Genomic DNA, 8,255 nt, shown 5'->3' with positions numbered 1-8,255 from the left:
CTCCCCCACCGCCTCCCCCTCGGCGAGCGGCGGATGAGGCCCGTACTCCCCCAGTGGTCCGGGACGCTGGCCGTGAAGGCCGCCGTCTTCATCGCCGTGATGTGCTGCGCGCTGGCGGCCCTGCTCGGCGTCCTGGTGCATGTGCAGGTCACGAACCAGACCGTCGGGCAGGCCCGTGACCAGGCGTTGCAGCGGCTGACGCAGGCGACCGAGCGGTACGAGGCCGGGGACACCCTGTGGCAGGGCGCCGGGGTGGATCCGCCGGAGCTGCCGCGGGAGCTGCGGGACCTGGCGGTGGCCGGGGAGCGCGGCACGATGGTCGCCGACCGCGCGGGACGCCCCACGATGTGGGCGGCGGGACCGGTCGACGGCGAGCGGGCGCTGGCCGTGGCGGTCGACTACTCCCAGCAGGCCCGCACGATCGCCGGCCTCGACCGGGCGATCCTGTGGTCGTCGGGCCTGGCCATCGGGGCGACGCTGCTGGTCGGCGCGTTCGCGGTGACGCGGGTGACGCGCCGGCTGCACACCACGGCGCTGGTGGCCCGGCGGATCAGCGCGGGCGACCTCGACGCGCGCGTGAACGACCCTCGCACGGGCCCGCGCACCAAGGCCGGCCCGCCGGACGAGGTGGCCGCGGTCGCCGCCGCCCTGGACTCCATGGCGGCCTCCCTCCAGGGCAAGCTGCTCGCCGAGCAGCGGTTCACGGCGGATGTCGCGCACGAGCTGCGCACGCCGCTGACCGGGCTGCACGCGGCGGCCGAACTGCTTCCGCCGGGCCGTCCGACGGAGCTGGTCCGGGACCGGGTGGCGGCGCTGCGCACCCTCACCGAGGACCTGCTGGAGATCTCCCGGCTGGACACCGGCCGGGAGCGGGTGGAGCTGGACACCGAGCGACTGGGGCCGCTGGCCGAGCGGGCGGTGCGGGCGGCGGGGAGCGACACGGAGGTCAGGGTCGTACGGGACGTGGCCGTCGAGACGGACCGGCGGCGGCTGGAGCGGGTGCTGGGCAATCTCGTGGCGAACGCGCACAAGCACGGTCGGGGGCCGGTGGTGCTGACCGTGGACGGTCCGGTGGTGACCGTTCGCGACCACGGGGACGGGTTCCCGGAGTACCTCGTCGCGCACGGGCCGCAGCGGTTCCGGACGGAGGGCGGTACGCGGGGGCACGGGCTGGGGCTGACCATCGCCCGGGGGCAGGCCGAGGTGCTGGGAGCACGGCTGGAGTTCGCGAACGCGCCGGACGGCGGGGCGGTGGCCACGCTGGAACTCGCGGTGGAGTGAGCGCCCGGGGCGCGTCCTCCTATGGCCCAGCGTGAAGGGCGGCACCCGCTGGGCGCTCCTAATGTGGCGATTAGTCAGCTTCGGCACCTTCGCCCCCACATGGAGGTAACCCCCATGTCCCTGCGCACCCGTCTCTCCATAGCCACCGTCGCCGGGCTCCTCGCCGCAGCGGCCACCATCACGCCCGCCGCCGCCACCACGTACGACGACTGGGACCCGAGCGGGGGCAACGGTAACGGCAACAGCAACAACTGGCAGAACCCGAGCGGCGGCAACGGCAACGGCAACGGCAACCAAGGCCAGAGCGGCTGGAACAGCGGCTCCGGAGGCAACGGCGGCAACGGCGGCAACGGCGGCAACCAGAACTCGAACAGCTGGAACAGCGGCAACAACAGCCACAGCAACCAGGGCCTCTACCGCGGCGTCGTCACGGCGAACACCCTGGCCCTGCGCAGCGCCCCGAACCGCGGTTCGCAGATCATCCGGTACGCCCACCGGGGCGACGTCGTCAACATCTTCTGCAAGACGGGCGGCGAGACCGTACAGGGCAATCCGCTCTGGTACCTGCTGACGGACGGCACCTGGGCCTGGGGCGCGGCCCGGTACATCGACAACATCGGCCCCGCGCCACGCTGGTGCTGACACTCCGTTACTCAAAGGCACACAAGACGGACGGTCTGGGTAGGTTCCGGGCATGAGCAAGGCCGGAATCACCGTGGCGACGGCGGACCCGCCCGCGCCCGCCGTCCGCCGCCTCCCCCGGCGCCGGGGCATCGAACTCGCCCTCATCGTGCTGGCCGTCCTGCTGTCGGTGTACGGCTACTGCGCCGTGGGCCTCGCCCGGCACGGAACGCTGCCACCCGGCGCGGCCGGCTACGGCGCCGGGCTCGGCGTCCTGGCGCTGCTGGCCCATCTGGCCGTACGCCTGCGGGCCCCGTACGCCGACCCCCTGCTCCTGCCCATCGGGGTGCTGCTGAACGGGCTGGGGCTGGTGCTGATCTACCGGCTGGACCTGGAGACCCCGGGCGACCGGGCGGCACCGGCCCAGCTGGTGTGGTCGACGCTGGGCGTGGCGCTGTTCATCCTGGTCGTCCTGTTGCTGCGCGACCACCGGGTGCTCCAGCGCTACACGTACGTCTGCGTGGTGGCGGCGCTGATCCTGCTCACGCTGCCGATCCTGTTCCCGGCGGTGAACGGGGCCCGCATCTGGATCCGGATCGCCGGGTTCTCCATCCAGCCGGGCGAGTTCGCGAAGGTGCTGCTGGCGGTGTTCTTCGCCGCGTACCTGGCGGCGAACCGCAACGCCCTCGCCTACACCGGCCGCCGCATCTGGAAGCTCCAGCTCCCCACCGGCCGGGTCCTCGGCCCGATCGTCGCCGTCTGGCTGGTGAGCGTCGGCGTGCTGGTCCTGGAGCGCGACCTCGGCACGTCGCTGCTGTTCTTCGGCCTGTTCGTGGTCCTCCTCTACGTCGCCACCGGCCGCACCGGCTGGATCGCGGTCGGCCTGCTGCTGGCCGCGCTGGGCGCGGTCGCCGTCGGCCGGCTGGAGCCGCACGTGCACAGCAGGATCGAGACCTGGCTGCACCCCTTCGCCTCCATCGAGGCGGGCGAGGGCGCGAACCAGCTCGCCCAGTCGCTGTTCGCCTTCGCGGAGGGCGGCATGCTCGGCACGGGCCTGGGACTCGGCCACTCCGTCCTCATCGGCTTCGCCGTGAAGTCGGACTTCATCCTGGCCACCGCGGGCGAGGAACTCGGCCTGGCCGGCATCGGCGCCGTCTTCCTCCTCTACGGCCTGCTGGTGGAGCGCGGTTTCCGCGCGGGCCTCGCGCAGCGTGAGCCGTTCGGCCGGCTGCTCGCGGTCGGCCTGGCGACGTTGGTGGCGTTGCAGGTGTTCGTGATCGCGGGCGGGGTGACCGGGCTGATCCCGCTGACCGGCATGGCGATGCCGTTCCTCGCGCAGGGCGGCTCGTCGGTGGTCACCAACTGGGCGATCGTGGCGCTGCTGGTGCGGGTGAGCGACTCGGCCCGGCGCAGTTACGACGGGCAGGACGCCCGGTGACCCGGCACATCCGGCACGCCGGGTACTTCTGTGCCCTGCTGCTGGTGGCCCTGCTGCTGAACGCCGCCCGCGTCCAGGTCGTCCAGGCCCCGTCGTACGACCGGAACCCGGGCAACCGGCGCCCCGACATCACCCGCTACGAGCAGCCCCGCGGGGACATCCTGGTCGGCGGGCGGCCCGTCACCGGCTCCCGGGACACCCGCGAGCACCTCCGCTACGAACGGACCTACACGGACGGCCCGATGTACGCCCCGGTCACCGGCTTCGCCTCCCAGCTGTACGGGACGACGCTCCTGGAGAACAGCGAGGACGGCGTGCTGTCGGGCGCGGATCCGATGCTCGCGCCGTTTCCGCTGTGGAACGACTTCACGCGGGCGCGCAACGCCGGCGGAGACGTCGTCACCACCCTCCACCCCGCCGCCCAGGAGGCCGCGTACCGGGGGCTCGCGGGCCACAAGGGGGCGGTGGCGGCGCTGGAGCCGTCGACCGGCCGGATCCTGGCCCTGGTGTCCGCCCCGTCCTACGACCCCCAGCCGCTGTCCGGCAACGGCTCGGCGGCGGCCCGGGCCTGGTCGCGGCTCACCGCCGACAAGGACCGCCCGATGCTCAACCGGGCGGTGCGGCAGACCTATCCGCCCGGCTCGACCTTCAAGGTCGTCACCGCGGCAGCCGCGCTGGACGCCGGTGTGGTCACCGACCTCGATGCGCCGACCGACACCCCCGACCCCTACCGGCTGCCCGGGACGCGCACCCGCCTGACGAACGCGTCGAAGGGCTGCGCGAACGCCTCCGTCCGGGAGGCCTTCACGTTCTCCTGCAACACGGTGTTCGCCAAGCTCGGCGTGGAGGTGGGCGTGGCGGACATGACAGCCACGGCGCACGCCTTCGGCTTCAACAACGGGGAGCTGAGGGTCCCCTTCCCGGTGGCCCGGTCCACCTTCGACACCACCCTCGACCAGGCGCAGCTGGCGCTGTCGTCGATCGGCCAGTACAACACCCGCGCCACACCGCTGCAGATGGCGATGGTCGCGGCGGCGGTGGCCAACGGCGGCCAGGTGCGGGACCCCTACCTGGTGGAACGCACGACCCGGCCGGGCGGCAGCACCCTGGCGACGGCGGGCTCGCGGGCGATCCGCCAGGCGATGTACCCGTCCACGGCGGTCCGGCTGCGGGCGATGATGCGCGACGTCGTCGAGAACGGCACCGGCCGCAACGCCGCCATCCGGGGTGCCAAGGTCGGTGGCAAGACCGGCACCGCCCAGCACGGCCTCGGCAACTCCGGTACGCCGTACGCCTGGTTCGTCTCGTGGGCGCAGGGCGATCGCGATCTGGCGCCGCGGGTGGCGGTCGCGGTCGTGGTGGAGGACGCGGAGACGGACCGCGGTCACATCAGCGGCGGCGGTGACGCGGCGCCGATCGCCCGGGCGGTGATGGCGGCGGTCCTGAAGTCGCCCGAGCAGCCGCCCGGTTGACGGCCCTGGCACGGCCGCCCGGTTGCTGAGACGGGGCTACCGGGACCGGGGGAGCCCGACCTACCGTTCGGTTCATGACTGAGCCCGCGTACGAACTCGCCCAGGTCAACCTCGGCCGCCTCAAGGCCCCCTTGGACTCTCCGCAGCTGAAGGACTTCGTCGACAACCTCGACCCGGTGAACGCGGACGCGGACGGGGCCGACGGTTTCGTCTGGCGCCTTCAGGGCGAGGGCGGCGACGACGCCACGGACGTGCCCGTCTTCGGCGACTCCTGGCTGATCATCAACATGTCGGTGTGGCGCGACACCAACGCGCTGACGGCGTACATGTACCAGGGCCGGCACCGGGAGATGCTCGCCCGCCGCCGCGAGTGGTTCGAACGTGTCCAGGAGGCCATGGTCGCCCTCTGGTGGGTCCCGGCGGGCCACCGCCCCACGGTCGCCGAGGCGGAGTCCCGCGTGCTGCACCTGCGCACGCACGGCCCGACACCGTACGCCTTCACCCTGCGGACCTCGTTCCCGCCGCAGGGTACGACACCGCTGCTCGGCGAGGTGCCGGAGGGCCTGGGCTGCGCACTCTGACGGCCCCTCAATCGGCCGCCCGGCCGGCGTCGATCGCCCCCGTCACCTCCGCCACCCGCGCCTCCTCCTCCGCCGCGAAGCGCTCGGCGTCGAGCTTCTCGGCGATCTCCTCGTCCTCGGACATCAGCAGGTCGAGACTGGCGTCACCCATCTCCAGGACGCCCATGTCGACATAGGCCTGCTGGAGGCGCTTGCCCCACAGGCCGATGTCCTTGACGCAGGGGACGATGCGGCTGAACAGCAGCCTGCGGAACAGGGTGAGGAACTCGGACTGCTCGCTGTACTCCTCCGCCTCGGCCTTCGGGATGCCGAAGTTCTCCAGCACCTCCACGCCCCGCAGCCGGTCGCGCATGAGATAGCAGCCCTCGATGACGAACTCCTCGCGCTCGCGGAGCTCGGCGTCGGTGAGCTGCTTGTAGTAGTCCCTGAGCGCCATCCGCCCGAAGGCCACGTGCCGGGCCTCGTCCTGCATGACGTACGCGAGGATCTGCTGGGGCAGAGGCTTGTCCGTCGTGTCCCTGATCATGCCGAAGGCGGCGAGCGCGAGGCCCTCGATCAGTACCTGCATACCCAGGTACGGCATGTCCCAGCGTGAGTCGCGCAGCGTGTCGTCCAGCAGGGACTGGAGGTTGTCGTTGATCGGGTACAGCATCCCGATCTTCTCGTGCAGGAAACGGCCGTAGATCTCGGCGTGCCGGGCCTCGTCCATGGTCTGGGTCGCCGAGTAGAACTTCGCGTCCAGGTCGGGGACGGACTCGACGATCCGCGCGGCACAGATCATCGCGCCCTGCTCGCCGTGCAGGAACTGGCTGAACTGCCAGGAGGCGTAGTGCTTGCGCAGCTCGCCCTTGTCCTTCTCCGTCAGCTTCGCCCAGTGCCTGGTCCCGTAGAGGGACATCGCCTCGTCCGGGGTGCCGAGCGGATCGCAAGGATCCACTTCCAGCTCCCAGTCGATCCGCTTGCGACCGTCCCACTGCTTGTCCTTGCCCTTCTGATAGAGGGCCAGGAGCCGGTCGCGGCCGTCGTCGTACTCCCAGGTGAAACGGGCCGCGCCGCTCGCCGGCACCTGTCGTAGGGGCTCTTCCGGTTGCATGGCGTACAGGTCGAAGGTCGGCATGCCCGCAGGCTCCTACGAGGTAGACACCGGGTCAACAAGTAGCGCGCGGGGGATTGACGAGCTTGCTGACAGGCAGTCTCATAAGGGGGACAGTGACGTGTGCACAACGAGGTGGGCAGCCATGACGACCCTGACGGAAGCCGACGCGCTCGACGGCCTGCGCGATGCCCTCGGCCTGCTCAAGGACCGGGAGCAGGTGGCCCAACGGCTGCTCGACTCCTCCGCCAAGCACTCCTTCGATCCGGACAAGGAGCTGGACTGGGACGCGCCCTTCGAGGAGGGCAAGTGGTTCTGGCCCCCGGAGCTGGTCTCGCTCTACGACACCCCGCTCTGGAAGCGCATGGGTGAGGAGCAGCGCATCCTGCTCTCCCAGCACGAGGCGGCGGCCCTGGCCTCCCTGGGCATCTGGTTCGAGATCATCCTGATGCAGCTGCTGGTCCGGCACATCTACGACAAGGCGGCCACGAGCGCGCATGTCCGCTACGCCCTCACCGAGATCGAGGACGAGTGCCGCCACTCCAAGATGTTCGCCCGCCTGATCTCCCACGGCGACACACCCTGGTACCCGGTCAGCCGCGCCCACCAGCACCTGGGCCGCCTGTTCAAGACCATCTCGACCACCCCGGGTTCCTTCACCGCCACCCTCCTCGGCGAGGAGGTCCTCGACTGGATGCAGCGCCTGACGTTCCCCGACGAGCGTGTCCAGACCCTGGTTCGCGGTGTGACCCGCATCCACGTCGTGGAGGAGGCCCGCCATGTCCGCTACGCCCGTGAGGAACTCCGCCGCCAGATGGTGACGGCGCCCAAGTGGTCCCAGGAGTTCACCCGCGTCACCTCCGGCGAGTTCGCCCGCGTCTTCTCGGTGGCCTTCGTGAACCCGGACGTCTACACCAACGTGGGCCTGGACAAGCGGGAGGCACTCGCCCAGGTCCGCGCGAGCGGCCACCGCCGAGAGGTCATGCAGAACGGCTCCAAGCGACTGACCGACTTCCTCGACGACATCGGCGTGCTCCGAGGGGTCGGACGCCGCCTGTGGAAGTCGTCCGGGCTGCTGGCGTAGAGGCCCCGACTCCGTCATGTCCATGCAGGGTGACTACTGTCCTTAAAGGCGCAGTCACCCTCCGTGGCCCTGAAGGAGATCAGCACCGCATGTCCCCCACACCACCCGTCTCAAAACCGTCGCCATCGGTGCCACATCCGCCCTCACGCTGAAGCCAGTCGAGGACGCCTGGAAGACCTACCGGCGCAGCAGCAAGGAGGGCGCGGCCGACGGCATGGCCACGAAGATGTTCTTCGCCACAACCCCGGCCGACCCGAGCGTCTACGCCCTGCGGACGGCCGACGGCGGCGTCCTCGCCCTGTTCCCGGCCGCCCACAAGCAGGAATCCCTGCTCAAGGAGGCCTACCGCTCCAACGCGTCCCTCGTGCCCAGCAAGGAGCAGTCCGCGTTCGGCGCCACCCGGGGCCCCCTGATCACCGACGTGTTCGAGGGCCAGGGCCTGGCCGAACTCACCCCGAAGGCCACGCGGATCACGGCCGTCGACTTCCAGCACGTGGACGCGCGTTAGGCGGCACCCGCACCCGCGTACGGCGAGAAGGGGCCGTGTCGGGGGGTGTCCGCCCGCAGCGGTTGGCGCGTCAACGGACAGTCCGTCTCTATCGAGGTCCATCGCGCCGTTCCGAGGACGGACACCCCCCGACACGGCCCCTTCTCGCCGTACGCGGGTGCGGGTGCCGCCTAACGC

General features: G+C 71.3%; 8 protein-coding genes. 7 read left to right on the top strand and 1 reads right to left on the bottom strand.

Translation table 11 applies throughout. The features are described 5' to 3' along the window. Positions 1-33: 33 nt before the first annotated feature. From K4G64_RS37185 to K4G64_RS37165, 5 genes are all read left to right on the top strand, one after another. The gene (locus tag K4G64_RS37185; protein WP_221760292.1) at positions 34-1,281 is read left to right on the top strand and encodes a HAMP domain-containing sensor histidine kinase; all 1,248 of its coding nucleotides are present in this window, start codon (positions 34-36) and stop codon (positions 1,279-1,281) included. A gap of 114 nt (positions 1,282-1,395) precedes the next feature. Then, positions 1,396-1,923: an SH3 domain-containing protein gene (locus tag K4G64_RS37180; protein ID WP_221760291.1), complete on the top strand. Its 528-nt coding sequence runs from the start codon at positions 1,396-1,398 to the stop codon at positions 1,921-1,923. A gap of 52 nt (positions 1,924-1,975) precedes the next feature. Then, positions 1,976-3,340 (top strand): FtsW/RodA/SpoVE family cell cycle protein, encoded by a 1,365-nt coding sequence (locus K4G64_RS37175; protein WP_221760290.1) that lies wholly within the window; start codon positions 1,976-1,978, stop codon positions 3,338-3,340. Further along, a complete protein-coding gene (locus K4G64_RS37170) occupies positions 3,337-4,812 on the top strand; it encodes a penicillin-binding transpeptidase domain-containing protein (protein WP_221760289.1) in 1,476 nt (491 codons plus the stop codon). The genes K4G64_RS37175 and K4G64_RS37170 overlap by 4 nt, the downstream gene beginning before the upstream one ends. A gap of 74 nt (positions 4,813-4,886) precedes the next feature. Further along, complete coding sequence (locus tag K4G64_RS37165; protein WP_221760288.1) at positions 4,887-5,393, top strand: DUF3291 domain-containing protein; 507 nt, start codon at positions 4,887-4,889, stop codon at positions 5,391-5,393. 7 nt (positions 5,394-5,400) lie between these two features. On the opposite strand, the gene K4G64_RS37160 is transcribed toward K4G64_RS37165, so the two are convergent. Further along, the gene (locus K4G64_RS37160) at positions 5,401-6,510 is read right to left on the bottom strand and encodes a ferritin-like domain-containing protein (protein WP_221760287.1); all 1,110 of its coding nucleotides are present in this window, start codon (positions 6,508-6,510) and stop codon (positions 5,401-5,403) included. Between the two features lie 121 nt (positions 6,511-6,631). On the opposite strand from K4G64_RS37160, the gene K4G64_RS37155 reads away from it, so the two are divergent. Further along, positions 6,632-7,570: a diiron oxygenase gene (locus K4G64_RS37155; RefSeq protein WP_031108281.1), complete on the top strand. Its 939-nt coding sequence runs from the start codon at positions 6,632-6,634 to the stop codon at positions 7,568-7,570. Positions 7,571-7,784: 214 nt separating this feature from the next. Further along, positions 7,785-8,078 carry a hypothetical protein gene (locus K4G64_RS37150; RefSeq protein ID WP_221760286.1) on the top strand — a complete coding sequence of 98 codons (294 nt, stop codon included), beginning with the start codon at positions 7,785-7,787 and terminating at the stop codon, positions 8,076-8,078. Positions 8,079-8,255: the final 177 nt, after the last annotated feature.

The sequence above is a fragment of the Streptomyces sp. WAC04114 genome (assembly GCF_019733245.1).
Taxonomy (GTDB): domain Bacteria; phylum Actinomycetota; class Actinomycetes; order Streptomycetales; family Streptomycetaceae; genus Streptomyces; species Streptomyces massasporeus_A.
The sequence above is the reverse complement of the archived record's forward strand: the minus strand, read 5'-3'. Positions and strand labels throughout refer to the sequence as shown.

Bases quoted from the DNA above. Each gene is read 5' to 3' on its own strand.
- K4G64_RS37185 (WP_221760292.1), top strand. From the start codon at position 34: ATGAGGCCCGTACTCCCCCAGTGGTCCGGGACGCTGGCCGTGAAGGCC.
- K4G64_RS37180 (WP_221760291.1), top strand. From the start codon at position 1,396: ATGTCCCTGCGCACCCGTCTCTCCATAGCCACCGTCGCCGGGCTCCTC.
- K4G64_RS37175 (WP_221760290.1), top strand. From the start codon at position 1,976: ATGAGCAAGGCCGGAATCACCGTGGCGACGGCGGACCCGCCCGCGCCC.
- K4G64_RS37165 (WP_221760288.1), top strand. From the start codon at position 4,887: ATGACTGAGCCCGCGTACGAACTCGCCCAGGTCAACCTCGGCCGCCTC.
- K4G64_RS37160 (WP_221760287.1), bottom strand. From the start codon at position 6,510: ATGCCGACCTTCGACCTGTACGCCATGCAACCGGAAGAGCCCCTACGA.
- K4G64_RS37155 (WP_031108281.1), top strand. From the start codon at position 6,632: ATGACGACCCTGACGGAAGCCGACGCGCTCGACGGCCTGCGCGATGCC.
- K4G64_RS37150 (WP_221760286.1), top strand. From the start codon at position 7,785: ATGGCCACGAAGATGTTCTTCGCCACAACCCCGGCCGACCCGAGCGTC.